18 protein-coding genes are annotated in these 17,817 nt (G+C 71.8%); 9 read left to right on the top strand and 9 right to left on the bottom strand.

The genetic code is table 11. The features are described from left to right. Positions 1 to 46 precede the first annotated feature (46 nt). Entirely contained in the window at positions 47 to 1,126 is a 1,080-nt protein-coding gene (locus F0344_RS18490) for an acyltransferase family protein (protein WP_185299842.1), read from the top strand. A gap of 187 nt (positions 1,127 to 1,313) precedes the next feature. On the opposite strand, the gene F0344_RS18485 is transcribed toward F0344_RS18490, so the two are convergent. From F0344_RS18485 to F0344_RS18475, 3 genes are all read right to left on the bottom strand, one after another. After that, positions 1,314 to 1,622: an SCO5918 family protein gene (locus tag F0344_RS18485; RefSeq protein ID WP_185299841.1), complete on the bottom strand. Its 309-nt coding sequence runs from the start codon at positions 1,620 to 1,622 to the stop codon at positions 1,314 to 1,316. Between the two features lie 53 nt (positions 1,623 to 1,675). Next, positions 1,676 to 3,244 (bottom strand): DEAD/DEAH box helicase, encoded by a 1,569-nt coding sequence (locus F0344_RS18480; RefSeq protein WP_185299840.1) that lies wholly within the window; start codon positions 3,242 to 3,244, stop codon positions 1,676 to 1,678. A 373-nt stretch (positions 3,245 to 3,617) separates the two neighbouring features. After that, positions 3,618 to 3,821 (bottom strand): cold-shock protein, encoded by a 204-nt coding sequence (locus F0344_RS18475; protein WP_151476148.1) that lies wholly within the window; start codon positions 3,819 to 3,821, stop codon positions 3,618 to 3,620. 631 nt (positions 3,822 to 4,452) lie between these two features. On the opposite strand from F0344_RS18475, the gene F0344_RS18470 reads away from it, so the two are divergent. Next, the gene (locus tag F0344_RS18470; RefSeq protein WP_185299839.1) at positions 4,453 to 5,529 is read left to right on the top strand and encodes an NAD-dependent epimerase/dehydratase family protein; all 1,077 of its coding nucleotides are present in this window, start codon (positions 4,453 to 4,455) and stop codon (positions 5,527 to 5,529) included. A 38-nt stretch (positions 5,530 to 5,567) separates the two neighbouring features. Here the strand turns inward: F0344_RS18470 and F0344_RS18465 are convergent, their stop codons facing one another. After that, positions 5,568 to 6,680, bottom strand: coding sequence for a sensor histidine kinase (locus F0344_RS18465; protein WP_185299838.1), 1,113 nt, complete (start codon positions 6,678 to 6,680; stop codon positions 5,568 to 5,570). Then, positions 6,677 to 7,444, bottom strand: a complete 768-nt coding sequence (locus F0344_RS18460; RefSeq protein WP_185299837.1) for a response regulator transcription factor — start codon at positions 7,442 to 7,444, stop codon at positions 6,677 to 6,679. Before F0344_RS18460 ends, F0344_RS18465 begins: the two co-directional genes overlap by 4 nt. A gap of 125 nt (positions 7,445 to 7,569) precedes the next feature. On the opposite strand from F0344_RS18460, the gene F0344_RS18455 reads away from it, so the two are divergent. From F0344_RS18455 to F0344_RS18445, 3 genes are read left to right on the top strand one after another with little or no spacing between them, the layout of a single operon-like run. After that, positions 7,570 to 8,298: a glycosyltransferase family 2 protein gene (locus F0344_RS18455; protein WP_185299836.1), complete on the top strand. Its 729-nt coding sequence runs from the start codon at positions 7,570 to 7,572 to the stop codon at positions 8,296 to 8,298. Further along, entirely contained in the window at positions 8,295 to 8,963 is a 669-nt protein-coding gene (locus tag F0344_RS18450) for a TIGR04282 family arsenosugar biosynthesis glycosyltransferase (RefSeq protein WP_185299835.1), read from the top strand. The genes F0344_RS18455 and F0344_RS18450 overlap by 4 nt, the downstream gene beginning before the upstream one ends. Beyond that, complete coding sequence (locus F0344_RS18445; protein WP_185299834.1) at positions 8,960 to 9,847, top strand: class I SAM-dependent methyltransferase; 888 nt, start codon at positions 8,960 to 8,962, stop codon at positions 9,845 to 9,847. Before F0344_RS18450 ends, F0344_RS18445 begins: the two co-directional genes overlap by 4 nt. Positions 9,848 to 10,187: 340 nt before the next feature. Here F0344_RS18445 and F0344_RS18440 read toward each other — a convergent pair whose 3' ends face one another. Next, complete coding sequence (locus F0344_RS18440; protein ID WP_185299833.1) at positions 10,188 to 11,519, bottom strand: molybdopterin-dependent oxidoreductase; 1,332 nt, start codon at positions 11,517 to 11,519, stop codon at positions 10,188 to 10,190. Positions 11,520 to 11,632: 113 nt separating this feature from the next. On the opposite strand from F0344_RS18440, the gene F0344_RS18435 reads away from it, so the two are divergent. After that, positions 11,633 to 13,105, top strand: a complete 1,473-nt coding sequence (locus tag F0344_RS18435) for a hypothetical protein (RefSeq protein WP_374940101.1) — start codon at positions 11,633 to 11,635, stop codon at positions 13,103 to 13,105. A 15-nt stretch (positions 13,106 to 13,120) separates the two neighbouring features. On the opposite strand, the gene F0344_RS18430 is transcribed toward F0344_RS18435, so the two are convergent. Together F0344_RS18430 and F0344_RS18425 are read right to left on the bottom strand one after the other, a co-directional pair. After that, positions 13,121 to 13,519 (bottom strand): YunG family protein, encoded by a 399-nt coding sequence (locus F0344_RS18430; RefSeq protein ID WP_185299832.1) that lies wholly within the window; start codon positions 13,517 to 13,519, stop codon positions 13,121 to 13,123. A 182-nt stretch (positions 13,520 to 13,701) separates the two neighbouring features. Further along, positions 13,702 to 15,156: an MFS transporter gene (locus tag F0344_RS18425; protein WP_185299831.1), complete on the bottom strand. Its 1,455-nt coding sequence runs from the start codon at positions 15,154 to 15,156 to the stop codon at positions 13,702 to 13,704. Positions 15,157 to 15,225: 69 nt separating this feature from the next. On the opposite strand from F0344_RS18425, the gene F0344_RS18420 reads away from it, so the two are divergent. Next, positions 15,226 to 15,864: a TetR/AcrR family transcriptional regulator gene (locus tag F0344_RS18420; protein WP_185299830.1), complete on the top strand. Its 639-nt coding sequence runs from the start codon at positions 15,226 to 15,228 to the stop codon at positions 15,862 to 15,864. A gap of 53 nt (positions 15,865 to 15,917) precedes the next feature. On the opposite strand, the gene F0344_RS18415 is transcribed toward F0344_RS18420, so the two are convergent. Further along, entirely contained in the window at positions 15,918 to 16,643 is a 726-nt protein-coding gene (locus tag F0344_RS18415; RefSeq protein ID WP_185299829.1) for a dienelactone hydrolase family protein, read from the bottom strand. 55 nt (positions 16,644 to 16,698) lie between these two features. Between F0344_RS18415 and F0344_RS18410 the strand changes: the two genes are divergently transcribed. Then, positions 16,699 to 17,184 carry a peroxiredoxin gene (locus tag F0344_RS18410; RefSeq protein WP_185299828.1) on the top strand — a complete coding sequence of 162 codons (486 nt, stop codon included), beginning with the start codon at positions 16,699 to 16,701 and terminating at the stop codon, positions 17,182 to 17,184. 113 nt (positions 17,185 to 17,297) lie between these two features. Continuing rightward, entirely contained in the window at positions 17,298 to 17,807 is a 510-nt protein-coding gene (locus tag F0344_RS18405) for an NfeD family protein (protein ID WP_185299827.1), read from the top strand. Positions 17,808 to 17,817 lie beyond the last annotated feature (10 nt).

The following is a 17,817-nucleotide window of genomic DNA, read 5'->3' as shown; positions in this document are numbered from 1 at the left end:
CCCACGCACCGGAAACCTCGCTCGCGGCGGTCACTAGGGTGTCGGCGTGACCTCCTTGACCTCGCAGACACCGAGCCAGGCCCCAGCGGAAGCCGGGACAGCGGCGGCCGGTGCCCGCCCCGGCCGCGACCCGTTCTTCGACAACGCCAAATATCTGGCGATCGTCCTGGTGGCGATGGGCCACGCCTGGGAACCCCTGCCCGGCAGCGGGCGCGTGGTCGAGGCGCTCTACACCTTCGTCTACACCTTCCACATGCCGGTCTTCATCGTGATCGCCGGCTACTTCTCCCGCAGCTTCGACCTGCGGCCGGAGCGGGTGTGGAAGCTGGTCACCCAGCTCCTGGTGCCGTACGTCATCTTCGAAGTCGCGTACACCGTGTTCGAGCGCCTGGTGGAGCGCCCCTCCCAGCCGCTGACGATCGTCGACCCGTACTGGCTGCTCTGGTTCCTGCCCGCGCTGTTCATCTGGCGGCTGACCACCCCGATCTGGCAGGTGATCCGCCGGCCGGTGGCCGTGTCCGTGGCCATCGCGGCCATGGCGTCGATGATGAACGGCATCGGCGGCGACCTCCAGCTCCAGCGCGTACTGCAGTTCCTGCCGTTCTACGTGCTCGGTCTGCGGCTGCGCCCGCACCACTTCGACCTGGTGCGCCGCCCCATGGCACGGATCCTGTCCCTGCCGGTCTGCGCCGTGGCGCTGCTCGTCGCCTACTGGGCGGTCCCGCGCATCTCGACCCGGTGGTTCTACCGGCGCCAGAGCGCCGAGGAGCTGGCCTCGCCCGTCTGGGCGGGGGCCGCGATGACGCTTCTGCTGTTCGCGGCAGCCGTGGTGCTCAGCGCGTGCTTCCTCGCCTGGGTGCCGACCGGGAAGCTGTGGATGAGCGCGCTCGGCGCGGGCACGATCTACGGATATCTGCTGCACGGCTTCGTCATCAGGACCGCGACGTACGAGGACTTCTACGACCACGCGTTCCTGCAGACCCCGCTCGGCCGGGTAGCGGTGACGGTGGCCGCCGCGGTGATGGTGACGCTGCTGTGCACCTCACCCGTACGGCGGGTGTTCCGCATCATCGTGGAGCCCCGGATGAACTGGGCCCTGAAGCCCGCGCCGAAGCCCGCGCCCTGACCTCTCGTCCGTACGGACGGTCGCCTCAGCCGGTGACAGTGGCCCTGTTCTCGATGAGCGCCAGTTGTCTGCGTCGACCGGCGGAACGGCTGTCACGTAGAACGCACCGCACCCCTGGGCCCGGACCACGGGCACAGGGGTGCGGTGCGTTCTACGCGAGTGACGAGCTACGCGCGCGGACCAGGGCTCAGACCGGGTCCGGCGTGCCGAGCAGCGCCGACGCGTTCTCCATCGGGGTGAGGGGCACCGCGGGGGCGGGCACCGCGGCCGAACGGCAGGTGAAACCGAGGCGCGTCAGCGCCCGGGTGACCTCGGAGGAGGAGAAGTCACGACGGTCCTGCCGGGTGATCACCTCGCCGACCTGCTTGACGGGGTAGACCCGGCGGCTGATGACCACCGCGTCACCGGTGACGGGTTCGGGCTTGATGCCCTTCATCGAATCCTCGACTTCGTTCTTGAACAGATCGAAGGGGAAGCGGGCGATGACACAGCGCATAGTGCCTCAACAAGGTGGTGGGGACGGCCGGACGGGGACTTACCGGTTCGGGTTCACGCAGCCCGGTCGGTGCGGCGCTGCGGCGCCGCGGTACGTGCTTCCGCCGCGGGTGCGCCCGGGCGGCGTCCCTGCGCGGGGCGGCTGCGACGGCCGCGGCCGGCGAAACCACCGCTCCTGGACCGCTCGGACGGCGGTGAGGTGATGGTGACCGGGACACCGGACGGGGTCTGGGCACCGGTGATCCGGCTCAGCTCGGCCTCGCCGGAGCGGACCTGTGCGATCTGCGGGGTGATGCCGGCGTCCGCCATCAGCCGGGTCATCTCGCGGCGCTGGTTGGGCAGCACCAGCGTGACGACACTGCCGGACTCACCGGCACGGGCGGTACGGCCGCCGCGGTGCAGGTAGTCCTTGTGGTCGCTCGGCGGGTCGACGTTCACGACGAGGTCGAGGTTGTCGACGTGGATGCCGCGAGCGGCGACGTTGGTGGCGACGAGCACCGTCACGTGCCCGGTCTTGAACCGGTCAAGGGTGCGGGTGCGCTGCGGCTGGGACTTGCCGCCGTGCAGGGCCGCGGCCCGTACACCGCTGGAAAGCAGGTGATCGGTGAGCTTGTCCACGGCGTGCTTCGTGTCCAGGAACATGATCACCCGGCCCTCGCGGGCCGCGATCTCGGTCGTCGTGGCGTACTTGTCGGCGCCCTGGACGTAGAGCACGTGGTGCTCCATCGTCGTCACCGCACCGGCCGCGGGGTCGACCGAGTGGACGACCGGGTCGTTGAGGTAGCGACGGACGAGCAGGTCGACGTTGCGGTCGAGGGTGGCCGAGAACAGCATCCGCTGCCCGTCGGGGCTCACCTGGTCGAGCAGCTCGGTGACCTGGGGCATGAAGCCCATGTCGGCCATCTGGTCGGCCTCGTCGAGGACGGTGATGGTGACACGGTCGAGGCGGCAGTCGCCGCGCTCGATGAGGTCCTTCAGCCGGCCCGGGGTGGCGACGACGACTTCGGCGCCACCGCGCAGGGCGCTGGCCTGGCGGCCGATCGACATGCCGCCGACGACGGTCGCGATGCGCAGCTTCAGGGACCGGGCGTAGGGGGTGAGCGCGTCGGTGACCTGCTGGGCCAGTTCCCGGGTGGGGACGAGGACCAGGGCCAGCGGACGGCGGGCGTCGGCGCGGCGGCCCTCGGTACGGGCCAGCAGGGCCAGACCGAAGGCGAGCGTCTTGCCGGAGCCGGTACGGCCACGGCCCAGGACGTCGCGTCCGGCGAGCGAGTTCGGCAGGGTGGCTGCCTGGATCGGGAACGGCACCGACATGCCCTCGGCGACGAGCGCCGCCATCAGCGGTGCGGGCATCTCCAGGTCACCGAAGGCCTCGACCGCGGGCAGCGCCGGGGTGATGGTCACCGGCAGGGCGAACTCGCCCTTGAGCCCTGCGGGCCGACGGCCGCCGTAGCCACCGGAGCGGCCCGAGCCACCACCGGAACGGCCCTGGGAGGAGCCTCCCTGACGGCTCGAAGGAGCCGAGCGGAACCCGTTGGCGGTGCGACTGCTGCCTGCGGACGGACCGCCTGCGCGAGTCCGGGAAAATCGGTCGTTCGTACGAGCTGTGCGATCGCGGTTCATGCAGAACCTTCCTCGATATGGCGCGTATCGAGGGATTCTCTATCGGGCAGCAGCAGCCTGAGCGGCGCCAAGAATCGCAAGAACGAGCCGATGAAATACGAAAAATAAAGCGCGGCCGCTGGGAACAAGCCGTATCCGGCGCTTCAGATTGACTGCTTCAGATTGACTGCTTCGACATGACCGACATGCATCCGGAACAAGTCACCGGGGAGTCGCTCAGGTATCGGTCATGGATCGGTCAAGATGTGGTACGTGCGGGGTGGAGCATGGTACTCGGTCCTGCGGGGGCTCGTCGCCGGGCCCCGAAAACAACAACGAGCTGGGGCCCGCACCCCAAGGTGCGGGCCCCAGCTGCGCCATACGCCTGAGGTGATCAGGCGGGGGTGATGTTCTCCGCCTGCGGGCCCTTCTGGCCCTGCGTGACGTCGAAGTTCACCTTCTGGCCTTCCTGCAGCTCGCGGAAGCCGGAAGAGGCGATGTTCGAGTAGTGAGCGAAGACGTCAGCGCCGCCACCCTCCTGCTCGATGAAGCCGAAACCCTTTTCCGCGTTGAACCACTTCACGGTGCCAGTAGCCATGTCATATCTCCTTCGGGGCAGTGCCCGTGAGCTCACACTGTGCGAGCCCTACGTCGCCGCAAATGATTGCCCCTTCCGGAAAAGACCCGGAAATACAAAAGCGCGCCCACCGATATAGAACCGGCGAGAGCACTTGAAGTTTTGGGAACCACAACTGCAACTGAGATCAACAGTAGCACGATTCGCCGGGATCGGGACTGTAGGCCATGTCACTCGGGTCGCGGGCATAAAACTGCGGCCGCCCCTTCGGTAATTTCCCCCGCCGGCTGGCAATATTCTATGTCGGCCAATGCAGATATTCAGCTGCCGGTCCCTGGACGCCGCAGCTCCCCGTTGACACGCAGGGCTTCTCGGAGCTGATCCTCGGGGCGGCGAAGCGGCACGCGGCATCGACGGGCGTACCGCTCAGGGGCCGGCTCGCGTGCACGGGACGCGCTCCCGACTGACCGGTTGGTCAGTTGGATGCGCGCCTGGCGTGGGGCCATAATGCGGGCGTAGCCCTTCACGCATCCCCCGTCGTGAAGGGCTACACCCCTGTCCGGACCCGGTACCCGTGCCGGGGTCTTACGTTCCGGTGACACGGGTGCGCCGAGCCGGGCCGTACGGTCCCGCCGGGCCTAGCGTGGCGTTCATGCGCGTACTGGTCACCGGCGGAGCCGGGTTCATCGGGTCGGAGATCGTCCGGGCCCTCGTCGCGTCCGGGCATGAGGCGGTCGTGCTGGACGCCCTGCTGCCGTCGGCGCACATGGGGGGTTCAGCGCCCGCGGTCCCCGACGGCGTCCGGTCGGTCGTCGCCGACGTACGGGACCGGGAGGCGGTGGCCGGGGCGCTGGCCGGGATCGACGCCGTGTGCCACCAGGCGGCGATGGTCGGGCTGGGCAAGGACTTCGCGGACGCGCCCGCGTATGTGGGGTGCAACGACCTCGGCACGGCGGTGCTGCTCGCCGGTATGGCGGCGGCGGGCGTACGGGGTCTGGTGCTCGCCGGGTCGATGGTGGTCTACGGCGAGGGCCGGTACGACTGCCCCCGGCACGGGAAGGTGCGGCCCGGCCCCAGGGCGGAGGCCGATCTGGCCGCCGGCCGCTTCGAACCCCTCTGCCCTTCCTGCGGGGCGGATCTCGTGCCCGGCCTCGTCCCGGAGGACGCTCCAGCGGATCCGCGGAACGTGTACGCGACGACGAAGCTCGCCCAGGAGCATCTGGCGGCGGCGTGGGCACGGTCGACGGGCGGCCGTGCGGTGTCGCTGCGCTACCACAACGTGTACGGCCCGGGGATGCCGCGCGACACCCCGTACGCCGGGGTCGCCTCCTTCTTCCGCTCGGCGCTGGCCCGGGGTGAGGCGCCCCGGGTCTTCGAGGACGGCAGGCAGCGGCGGGACTTCGTCCATGTACGGGATGTGGCGGCGGCGGACGTCAGGGCCCTGGAAGCCCTGCCGGAGCGGGCACCGGGTTCCTTCACCGCGTACAACACGGGGAGCGGGGAGCCGCACACGATCGGCGAGATGGCCGCCGCACTCGCCTCGGCCCACGGCGGGCCGGCTCCGGTGGTCACCGGGGAGTACCGCCTCGGGGACGTACGCCACATCACGGCGGACTCGGCCCGGCTGCGCGGAGAGCTGGGGTGGCGGCCGGAGGTCGGCTTCAAGGCGGGCATGAAGGAGTTCGCCGCGGCGGGTCTGCGGGGCGTTCCGAGCCCGTCCGCCGTCTGAGGACGAGCCCTCGCCGTCCGAGGACGGGGGAGCGGGCCTCAGCCCGGGGACACCGGCAGCGTCACCTCGAAGCGGCAGCCGCCCACCACGTTCCGTACCGCCGCACGCCCCGCGTGCGCCTCCACGATGCCGCGCACGATCGCCAGGCCCAGGCCCGCGCCCGCCGGTGGGGTCCGGGCGTGCGTGCCGCGCCAGCCCGTGTCGAAGACCCGGGGCAGGTCCTCCTCCGGAATCCCCCCGCACCCGTCGGTCACCGAGAGCATCACCCCGCCCTCGCACCGCTGGGCCGCGACCGCCACCGTGCCGTCGGCCGGCGTGCGGCGGATCGCGTTGATCAGGAGGTTGCCCAGGACCCGGCTCATCTCCCTGCTGTCCACCTCCACCGGCACCGAGTCGATCCGGTCACCCACCAGCCGTACACCGTGTTCACGCGCCAGCGGATGCGCACCCGCGAGGGCGTCCCCGACCAGGTCGTACACGGAGACGCGCGCGGGGGTCAGCGTCAGCGACCCGGCGTGGATACGGGACAGCTCGAAGAGGTCGCCGACCATGTCGTTCATCCGCTCCACCTCCGTACGGATCTGCCGCAGATAGCGCGCCGGGTCCGGCGCCATCCCGTCCTCCAGCGCCTCCGACATCGCCCGCAGTCCCGCCAGCGGCGTCCGCAGATCGTGCGAGATCCACGCCACGAGTTCACGCCGTGAGGTCTCCAGGGCACGTTCCCGCTCCCGGGAACTGTCCAGCTTGGCACTGGTGGCCGCCAACTCCCTGGTGAGGGCGGCCAGTTCGGCCGTCACCTCGCCCTCGGGGGCCGCGAACGTACCGCCGTCCCCGAAGGAGCGCGCCGCCAGCGTCAGGTCACGGCTCCGCGCCGCCACCCAGCGGCCCAGCAGCATCGCCGTCGCGAGGGAGACCACCGCGGCCATGGCCACCACGGTCGTGACGACCGTCAGGTCGTGCGGCGAGAGGAACATCGCCCAGGCCACCGCGAGCGTCCCCGCGAGCATCGCCGTCACGGCGACCGCCGCGACGACCGTCAGCGAGACGACGAGGGAACGGTGCCGGAAGATCCGCAGGACGAGCGCGCCCAGCAGGCCCGCGGCGGCGGCGCCCATGAAGGCGAAGAGCGCGATGAGCAGGATGTCGTTCACGGCGTCCCGCTCCCCGCGTCGGGGGCGCTACCGCCCTGGAGATCGAGGCGGTAGCCCACCCCCCACACCGTGCGGATCAGACGGGGCCGGGCCGGATCCGCCTCGACCTTGCCGCGCAGGCGCCGTACGTGGACCGTCACCGTCGACAGGTCGCCGAAGTCCCAGCCCCAGACCTCCCGCATCAGCTCCTCACGCGTGAACACCTGGCCCGGGTGGCGCAGGAGGTACGCCAGCAGGTCGAACTCGCGGAGCGTCAGGGCGAGCACGGCGCCGTCGCGCGTCGCGCTGCGCGCCGCCGGGTCGAGGACGAGCCCGGCGCCGCCGAACGGCGCCGGCGGCCTTCCGGCGTCCGGCCCGGTCGCGGTTCGGGACCGGCGCAGTACGGAGTCGACGCGCAGGACGAGCTCGCGCGGGCTGAACGGCTTGGTGACGTAGTCGTCCGCCCCCGTCTCCAGGCCGAGGACGCGGTCGTCCTCGTCGCCCCGCGCCGTGAGCATGATGACCGGTACCGGCCCCCGCGCACGCATCCGGCGGCAGACCTCGAAGCCGTCCATGCCGGGCAGCATCAGGTCCAGGACGACCAGATCGGGCCGCCGCACGGCGAACCGCTCCAGTGCGCAAGGCCCGTCGTCGGCCCGCTCGACCCCGTAACCCGCCCGGTCCAGATAGCCGGCGACGACCTCGGCCACGGTCGGGTCGTCGTCCACGACGAGCACCCACCCGGCCGGGGCATCGGGACGGGCGGTCGGTGGGGTGGTCAGCATGGCTCCCACCTTGGCACCTGCCGGCGCGGCGCGGGCCTCCACAGAGTGCCCCGGTTGGCCGATGTCCACGTTTCGTAAGATCCTGACGCCCGAAATGCCGGATTCTGCTCCGTAGGGTGAACAGCGTGACCGACTCCTCACCGCACAGCTCCGCAGTCCCCCGCGCCGACGTCGTCCTGCCCTGCCTCGACGAGGCGGCCGCTCTGCCCGGCGTGCTGTCACGCATCCCGCCGGGCTGGCGCGCGATCGTCGTCGACAACGGTTCCACGGACGGCTCCGCCGGGCTGGCCCGCTCGCTCGGCGCGACGGTGGTCCACGAGCCGCGGCGTGGTTTCGGCGCGGCCTGTCACGCCGGGCTGCTCGCGGCCACCGCGGAGTACGTCTGCTTCTGCGACTGCGACGGCTCACTCGATCCGGCTCTGCTCCCCTCCTTCGTACGGGGGATCGCCGGCGGGGAGGCCGACCTGCTGCTGGGCCGCCGCCGCCCCGAGGGCAAGGGCGCCTGGCCGCCGCACGCACGGGCCGGCAATCTGGCGCTGGCCCGGATGCTGCGCCGCCGCACGGGTCTGCGCCTGCACGACCTCGGCCCGATGCGGGCCGCCCGCCGCACCGACCTGCTCGCCCTCGCGCTCACCGACCGCCGCAGCGGCTACCCGCTCCAGATGGTGGTGCGGGCCTCCGACGCCGGACTGCGCGTCGCGGAGAGGGACGTCCCGTACCTCCCCCGCACCGGAAAGTCGAAGGTGACCGGCACCTGGCGGGGCACCTGGCACGCGGTGCGCGATATGCGGGCGGTGCTGCGGCAGCAGCCACCGGGCCGCTCGGTGACCGTACACACGGAGGCGACGCGATGAGCCGGACCACTCACCCTACCGGCCCCACCGGCCCCACCACGCTCCTGGTCATCGCCAAGGAACCCGTCCCCGGACGGGTCAAGACCCGTCTCTGTCCCCCCTTCAGCCCTGTCGAAGCGGCCCAGCTCGCCGAGGCCGCCCTCGCCGACACGCTGCGCACCGTCCTCGCCCTCCCCGCCCGGCGCCGGGTCGTCGTCCTCGACGGGCGGCCGGGACCGTGGCTGCCGCCAGGCATCGACGTGGTCCCGCAGAGCACGGGTGGCCTCGACGAACGGCTCGCCGCCGCGTTCGCCGGCTGCACCGGCCCCACGCTCCTCCTCGGTATGGACACCCCGCAGGCCGGTGCCGTCCACCTGGCCGGCGCCCTCGCCCCGGACGGCTGGGACCACTGCGACGCCTGGTTCGGACCGGCCGACGACGGCGGATTCTGGGCGCTGGGCCTCGCCACCCCCGATCCCGGCCTGCTGCTCGGCGTACCGATGTCCGTCCCGGAGACCGGCGCGGTCCAGCGCCGCCGCCTCGTGGACGCGGGACTCACCGTGCGCGACCTGCCGCGACTCCGCGACGTGGACACGGCGCGGGACGCCGGCCACGTAGCCGCCGCCGCACCGGACGGCGCGTTCGCCGCCGCGTTCGCCCGGCTGACCCCGGCAGCGGCCCGATGAACGCCCCGACGGATACGGCGCACCCGGCACTCACCCCTGCCCCCTGGGCCACCGATCCGTACGCGAACGCCTTGCGCAACGGCCACGGTCCGCTGTTCCTGCGGCGCACGGACGGCTGGCTGCTGCCCCTGGACGTCGAGCGCTGGTGCGCGGACGCCGACACGGCGGACCTGTCGGCGCTGCGCCGCTGCGAGGGCCCGGTCCTGGACGTCGGCTGCGGACCCGGCCGCCTCGTCGCGGAACTCGCCGCGCACGGACACCGCGCGCTGGGCATCGATGTGAGCGAGGCGGCCGTCGCCCGCACTCTGCGCCTCGGCGGCTCGGCTCTGCACCGCAGTGTCTTCGATCCGCTGCCCGGCGAGGGCCGTTGGGGAACGGTTCTGCTCATCGACGGCAACATCGGCATCGGCGGCGATCCGCACGCGCTCCTTCACCGGGCCGCCGAACTCCTCGCGCCGGGCGGCCTCCTCATCGCCGAGACCACGGCCCAGGACATCGACGAACGGGTCCTGGTCCGGCTGGACGACGGACGCGGCGGGACGGGGGCGGAGACAGGGACGGAGACAGGGGCAGGGGCAGGAGCGGGAGCGGGAGCGGGATCGGGAGCGGGCACAGCGGCAGGCGGTACGCGGTCGGGCGCAGCCACCGAGGCGCTCTTCCCCTGGGCCCGCCTCTCCACACCCGCCCTGCTCCGGTACGCCCGCCCGCCCCACTGGCAGCCCGTCGATCAGTGGGAGACGGGCGGCCGCCCCTTCGTGTCCCTGCGTCTCAGCAGCACGGCGCGGACCACGAACCAGAGCGCCGACGCCGCGAACAGCCCGCCCGTGATCAGCAGCCAGTTCCCCAGGAACACGTCGGGGGAAAGCCCGCTCGCGGACTCGTAGCGTTCTGTCTGCCGGGTGATCAGCGGGAACCACGTCAGCAGGAGCAGACCGGAGAGCAGGGCCGGTACGCGTACGAAGTTGATCCGCCCGGACCACGGGCCGAGCACCCGGCGCACGGACCGGTCCACCAGGGAGTACGCCGGTACGAACACCAGGTCGTGCACGAGTGCCGCGCCGGCGAACCACAGGACGATGCCGACCGTGTCGCCGTCCAGCAGCCGCACGCCCGCGTACCCCGCGAGGCAGAACGTGGCGGCCAGCAGCAGGAGATGCAGCGGCCCGTCCCCGTACCACCGCTGCCAGACTCCCCTTCGCGGCCCGGGCCGCTCCGCCCGCGTACTCATCGCAGCTCTCCGAAGGTCAGCCGGCCCACCCATTTGGTGTTCATCACGCCCGGCGCCGCCGGCACGATGATCCGCGCCGGATATCCGTGATCGGGCGACAGATCCTCGCCGTTGACCCGCAGGGCGAGCAGTGAGCGGGGGTCGCGTACCTGGTTGTCGCGGAGTGCCACCCGGCGGAAGGAGCCACGCCGCTGCACGGACTCCACCAGGACGTCCGGCGGCCGGTCCGCCGGGTATCCGGCGAGCGCCGCGAGATCCCGCAGCCGTACCCCACGCCACCACTGGTCCGATGTCGACCAGCCCTCCACACAGGCGATCGGCAGGGCGGCGCTGTACTGGTCCATCGCGAGCAGTCGGTCGCGGGACAGCCGGATCTCACCGGCCGGCCCGCTGACGGTGAGCGCCCAGCCCTCGCCCGTATCGGCCCGGGTGACACCGGCGTACGCGGCGGTCTTGTTGATCTGGAAGCCGTTGGGACCCCGGCCGGGTTCCGCGCCGCCCCTCGGGGTGAGGAGCGCGGTGGCGCGGAGCGGTCCGTCGAAGCTCCGTCCCGCCGACGTGGCGAGCATCAGCAGGGACCCCGCGCCCACCACGGCCAGAGCGCCGCGCCGGGTGACGGTCGCCGGGGCGGGGCCGGGTGGCGCCGGTTCGTCCCGGTCCGCCGGGAGGACGCCCTCGCGCAGGACACCGCCGCGCAGCGCCCGTACGGCCTGGGGGAGTTTCAGCGCGGTGTGGGCGAGGAACGCGGCGAAGAACACCCATCCCCCGTAGAAGTGCAGCGGATAGAAGGACCCCGGAAACACGTACTCCAGCTGGATGTTGAGCAGCCCGGTGAGGAACTCGAACAACGCGCCACCCACGAGCAGCAGCAGCGAGATCCGCTCCAGCGCGTGAGCCATGGACCGGACGGGCGGCAGGGTGAAGAGCTTCGGGATCACCGACCACAGTTTCGCCAGCAGGACGGGTACGAGCGCGATGCCGACGGTGACGTGCAGCCCCTGGTTCAGGCGGTACAGCCACACGGGGCCGGTCGGCCAGTCGAAGAGATAGAACCCGAGCCATCCCTTGCCCGGCGTCTTGTCGTTGACCGCCGCCAGGTCCGGGTTGTAGGCGGCGTACGACAGCAGCCCGGTCACGAACAGCAGCGTGAGTCCGGCGAGCAGGACGACTCCGAGCACCGCCGTGAAGCGGACCCCGCGTACCGGGCTGCGCCAGAACCCGGGGTCGGCGGGGGTGGTCAAGGCGCCGCGCAGGGGTCTGGGCAGGGATCTGGGCAGAGGTCTGGGCAGAGGTCTGGGCAGCGTACGGATCCGGCGTCTGGCGTCCATGCTCCGACGCTATGTCCGGTACGGGGAGCCGGGGCTGCTGCGACTCCTGACAAAAGTCTGACGTCACCCCGTGGCACCGCCGCAAGCCGTCCCCGCCTGCATACCGTGCGAGCGTGAAGACCGAGAACCCGCTGAAAACCGAGAACCCGCTGAAATCCGAGGCCCCGCTCAGCCCCGATGACCGCTACGGGCGGCTCCGCGATCTGCTCGCCGCCGGGGCGGGCGTCCTGCTCGTCACGGTGGCCGTGCTCGTCGGACGCGCGATCCAGCACGCCAACGGGAGTCTCAGAGTGCAGTGGCCACCGCTGCTGGCCTCATGGGATCCGCACGTGGGCCCCGGCACCCCGGCCGCCGTCGTGGTGGCCGTGGCCGTCATCGCGTACGGGCCGGTCCTCGCCGCGCGGCTGCCGTGGCGGGGTCTGCTCCTCACCGCCTGGACGGCGTCTCTCGCCTGGACGCTGTCGCTGGCACTCATCGACGGCTGGGAGCGTGGCGTCGCACGCCGCCTCACCACGAAGCACGAGTATCTGCGGGTCATCGACCGGTTCGACGACATCGGCGCCGCGTTGCGCGGCTTCGACGACCACATCCTGATCGGCCCCCCGGGCAACTGGCCGGCCCATGTCGCCGGGCACCCGCCGGGCGCCACGCTGACCTTCGTCGGCCTGGACCGCATCGGGCTCGGCGGCGGCGCCTGGGCCGCCCTGTGGTGTCTCCTGCTCGCCGTGTCCGCCTCGGTGGCCGTCCTGATCACCCTCCGCGCCCTCGGCGACGAACACCTCGCGCGCCGGGCCGCTCCGTTCCTCGTCCTCGCCCCCGTCGCCGTGTGGGCGGGTGTCTCGGCCGACGGCTACTTCGCGGCGGTCGCCGCCTGGTCGGTGACCTTCCTGGCACTGGCGGCGACGCGGCGCGGATGCCGTGGCGCAATGGCCGGCGGCGCGACGGGCGGCGGGGCGAAAGGCATCTGGGCTCCGGCACTCGTCTCCGGGCTGCTGTTCGGCCTGACCTGCTACCTGTCGTACGGGCTGACGCTGATCGCGGTGCTTCTGCTCGCCGTCCTCGCACTCGCCCGGACAGCACGCCCGCTCGTCCCGTTCCTGCTGGGTGCGTCGGTCGTCCCGCTCGCCTTCACCCTGGCGGGCTTCAACTGGTGGGACGCCTACCACCTGCTCGTCGAGCGCTACTACCAAGGCGCGGGCGGCGTCCGCCCGTACGGCTACTGGGTCTGGGCGAACCTCGCCTGCACCACCCTCGCCGCCGGCCTCGCCACCGTCGCGGGCCTGCGCCGCGCGCTGTCCGCGGCCCCCGGCGCCGTACGCACCCTGCGCCCGGGCAGCGGGACCGGCCGGGACCCGGCGGACGCGGCACAGCGACTGGGTCTCCTCGCCCTGGCGGCGCTCCTGGCCCTGCTCGTCGCGGACCTCTCCGGCATGAGCAAGGCGGAGACGGAACGGATCTGGCAGCCCTTCGTCCTCTGGCTGCTGCCCGCCGCCGCACTGCTCCCCGACACGGCCCGGCGCGGTTGGCTGACCGCACAGGCGGTGGTCGCGCTACTGGTCAACCACCTTCTGTGGACGGGCTGGTGATTTTTCCCCCAGCCGTCACACCCGCAGCCGCACCTGCCCCCGCAGCCGCTCCAGCACCCGCCCGCGCAGCAGCTCGTACTCCTCGCGGAGCCTCACGATCTCCGCGGGGCGGGGCACGACCGTGCCGCCCGTCACGATCTCCTGCGGTCCGAACTGCTCACGGGTGAGGTCGATCTCGATGCCCATGCCCAGCCGGTTCCACCAGTGGAAGTCCGTCTGTACGCCGTCGACCCGGACCTCACCGCGGATCAGCTCGCCGCCGAGCAGATCGTTGACCACCATGGCCGTCACCCCGCACTGGTCCCGCGCCGGATTGTCGGGATTCCAGTGCGGGCGGTGAACGGGAGTGGTCGTGTCGGCGTCCCAACTGCTTCTGATGGCAGCTTCGAGATCGGCGAGGAGGAGGGGTTCCATCCCTTGATCCTCCCACCGCCCACCGACAACGCCCGCCCGTCCGTCCGTCGGCGGACCCGGCGCTCTCAGCGCGAAGTCCGGGAGGCCATGACGGCGATGCCGACCTCCGCGTCCTGCCCGAACCGGTCCAGCACCTCCTCCAGCAGGTCCTCCAGCTTGCTCCCACGGCGCTCCGCCACCGCTCAGTGCACGTGCGGCCCCGACAACTGCGGCTTCCCCTGCGGTACGAGCGCGAGCGCCACCACCGCGCTCACCCCGGCCGCCACCGCACACACCGTGAACGCGTCACCGAACGCCCCGATGGCCGCGCTCCCGCCCGCGATCCCCGCCGCGGCGACCGTCGACACGACCGCCACCCCGATGGAGCCCCCCACCTCGTGAAAGGTGTTCACGACACCCGAGGCGAGCCCCGCCTCCCGGTGGTCCACCATGGCCAGCGCCGTCGTCGTCGCCGTCACGAACACCGCGCCCAGCCCGAACGAGGCCACGACGAGCCCGGGAAGCAGCCCCCCGTACACACTGCTGTCCGCCGAAAGCCACGTCAGGGGTACGCACCCGGCGGCGGCGGTCACCATCCCGCCCACAGCGGTCGTACGGCTGCCGATCCGCCCGACGAGCCGTGACCCGAGATGCGCGCCGACGCCGACGGCGAGCGCGACGGGCAGGAAGACGAGACCGGTCCTCATCGGCCCGAAGCCGCGCCCGTGCTGGAGGTAGACGGAACCGAGGAAGAAGAACGCGATCAGCAGCGCCGTCGCGATCAGCATCAGGAACGCCCCCGCGAGCACCGGTCGCCGTGTGAACATGCGCAGGTCCATCAGCGGCGCCTTCGCGACCCGCTCGACCCCTGCGAAGCCCACGTACAGCACGACGGCCCCCGCGAGCGGGAGCAGCGTCGCCGCCGAGCCCCAGCCGGAGTCCCCGGCCTCGACCAGCCCGTAGATCAGCGCACCGGTACCGGCGGTGACCAGAAGCGCGCCGGGCACATCGAGCCGGGCCGGCTGCGGTGCACGGGCCGGGACGAGGAGAGGGACGGCCACCAGCAGCGCCAGGCCCACGGGAACGTTGACGTAGAACACCCACTGCCAGCCCGGCCCCGCGGTCAGCGCACCGCCGAGCAGCACCCCGATCGCCGAACCGGTACCGCCGATCATGGCCCACACGCCGAGCGCCTTGTTGCGCTCCTCGCCGTGGAACGTGGTGGTGACGAGCGACAGCGCGGCGGGTGACAGCAGCGCGGCCCCGACGCCTTGCGCGATCCGGCCGCCGATCAGCAGCGCGGCGCTGTCCGCGAGCCCGGTGGCCAGCGAGGCGGCGGTGAAGACGGCCAGCCCCGCGACCAGCACCCGCCGCGCCCCGAGCGCGTCGGCGAGCCGTCCGCCGAGCAGCATCAGGCCGCCGAAACAGAGGGTGTACGCGGTGACGACCCAGGTCAGCGTGGTGCGGCCGAGGTGCAGATCGGCGGCCATGCCGGGCAGCGCGACGTTCACCACGGTCACGTCGAGCACCAGCATGAACTGGCCGGCGCAGATCAGTGCGAGGACGGCCCAGCGCCGTGGGACGGCGGGGTGGTCAGGGTGCGGATGCGCGTCGGGACGGGCAGGGGAATGGCCTTGACGAACCTCGGAACGACTCATGGAATGAACTGTACGGTGCAGTTCATTTGAACTCAACTGTACAGTTCAACTCGCTGCTAGCCTGTCCCCATGAACGCCAAGCAGCCCCCCGCCGGACCCCGCGCCGAAGCGAAGCGCCTGGCCATCGTCGGAGCCGCCCGCACGGCGTTCCTCCGTGAGGGTTTCGGCGTGGGCATGGACGTCATCGCCGCCGAGGCGGGCGTATCGAAGGTGACGGTCTACAACCACTTCGGCAGCAAGGAAGCCCTGTTCACGGCCGTCATCACGGGCGCCCTGGACGAACCGCTCGGCGGCGCGCCCACGGCAGCGCTCACCGGCCTGGCCGACGCCGCCGACCTCCGCACGGCCTTCGTCGACGCGGCCCGCGCCTGGGTGGCGGCGGTACGCGGCAACACGGACGTCGCCGCCCTCCGCAACCTGGTCGCCGCCGAGCAGCACCGTTTCCCCGAACTGGGGACCGCCTGGCAGGGCCACGGCCCCGAGGGTCACCACCCGGCCGTCGCCGACGCCCTGCGCCGGCTCACGGAACGGGGCCGTCTGGACATCCCGGACCTGGAGACGGCGATCGTGCAGCTCTACGCGCTGCTCGTCTTCCCGCACCTGGTCTTCAGCTCGTACGGGACCGCCGTCGACGACACCGCCACGGACCGTCTGATCACGAGCGGCGTCGACATGTTCCTGAGCCACTACGCCCCGAAGGGCGCCTAGTTCGAGGCAGGACGTGTGGTCCGAGTGCCGGCCCGCGTACCGGACCCGGAGGTCTACGAACGCGCCTCCGTGCGCGCCACGGCGTACGGGCGCGGCAGTGCGTCCATACCGAACGCGCCCTGAGCCGAGTCGGCGTCCGGGGGCAGCCGGAGCGCGGCGGAGACGGCGTCCGGCAGGGCGTTCCGACCGAGTAGTCCGGTGACCAGGGCAGCCGTCAGCTCGTGCCAGAGCGGGGCGCGGCGCAGCATCGCGTGGTCACCGCCCTCGACCGTGACGAGGCAGGTCCGGGCTCCCGCACCGCGCGCCCGGCCGACCAGGGCCCGGCTGGAGCGGGGGCTCGTGACGCGGTCGTGGCTGCCGTGGAGCAGGACGACGTCACGATCCCCGAGTTGCTCGACCGGGTCCTCGGGCGGGCACCAAGGGGCGAGGCCGACCACTGCGCGTACGAGAGGGTGCCCGGCGGCGCGGAGGGCGGCGCGGCCGCCCATGGAGTGACCCACGAGCACCACGGGCACGTCACCGGCCTCGTGCCGAAGGGCGTCGAGGGCGCGTACGGCGTCGTGGAGGGGGTCTTCGCGGGGCCCGTTCCAGCCGCGGCAGGTGTAGCGGACGCTGCGCACGAGGACACCCGCCGGGAGCGTGGCCTTCGTGACGGCCTGCCGGAAGGGGCGCATCCGGACCGCCGGCAGATTCAGCGGGCCGAAGGGAGGCGGCCCGGTGCCTGCCTCACGGCCACCGTGCAGGAGGAGTACCGCAGCCAGGGGTGGGTGGTTTGCCATACGTTCACGGTACGGGGCACGCATGCGTCCACGTACGGCAACCAAGGGAGCCATCATGGCATCGGGACCTCAACTCGGACAGCTGGTCCAGGACTTCACCCTGCCCGGCGGAATTCTCACCGACGACGCTTTCGAGCGCAGCGATTTCACGCTCTCGAAGGCGCGCGGGCGGGCCGTCGTCCTCGCTTTCTATCCGGGAGACAACACTCCGGTCTGTACGAAGCAGCTCTGCTCCTACTCTTCCGGGTTCGAGACATTCGAGGGACTCGACGCCGAGGTCTGGGGAATCAGTCCACAGGGTGTGGACAGCCATGAGGCGTTCGCCCGCGCACACGGGCTGCGGATGCCGCTGCTTGCCGACGAGGGACGCGAGATCGCCAAGGCCTACGGGGTTTCCGCACCCGGCATCGGCGTGCGGCGGGCGATCTTCCTGGTGGGTCCTGACGGGGATCTGCGATGGAAGCACGTGGCCCTGTTCGGGGCGACCTTCCAGTCGCTGGACACCCTCGCCGGTCGTCTGTCCGGCATCAAAGTCGCGTAAAGACTGCCGGGACCCGGCAGTGTGACGGGCCCTCGACGTATGGGATCATCCAGCCAGTTCGACGGTAGATGTCGGGATACGTCGAGAAGATCGAAAAACCGGGGAGTGATCGCGTGACCTTCTTTCTTGGTCTCGGCATTGCGGGAATTGCTCTTCTCGCGCTCTCCCTGATCTTCGACGGGATCCTCGAAGGGCTGTTCGGCGGCGTACTGGACGGCCTGCTCGACGGCTTCCTCTCGCTGCCGGTCATCGCGGGCTTCCTCTCGATGCTCGGCTTCGGCGGCGCGATCGTCCTGGGCACGACCGGCCTCGGCGCGGTCGCGGCCACCGCGGCCGGCGTCGCCGCCGGCATCGCCGCCGCGTGGGTGACCTGGAAGCTCAGCCGGGCCCTCATGCGGGACCAGACGACCCCCACGCCGCGCGAGGACGATCTGATCGGCACCTCGGGATCAGTCGTCACGCCGATTCCGGCCGGGGGGTACGGCGAGGTGCTGCTGCGACTGGCGGGCCAGACCGTGAAGTTCGCCGCGAAGAGCCCGCAACCCGTCGAACGGGGCGCCGAGATCTGGGTGGAGGCCGCACTGTCGACCACCTCGGTCCAGGTACGCCCGGTGGAACGCTGACCACCGTCTG

Source organism: Streptomyces finlayi (genome assembly GCF_014216315.1).
Taxonomy (GTDB): Bacteria; Actinomycetota; Actinomycetes; order Streptomycetales; family Streptomycetaceae; genus Streptomyces; species Streptomyces finlayi_A.
This window is presented reverse-complemented; position numbering and strand designations above follow the sequence as displayed.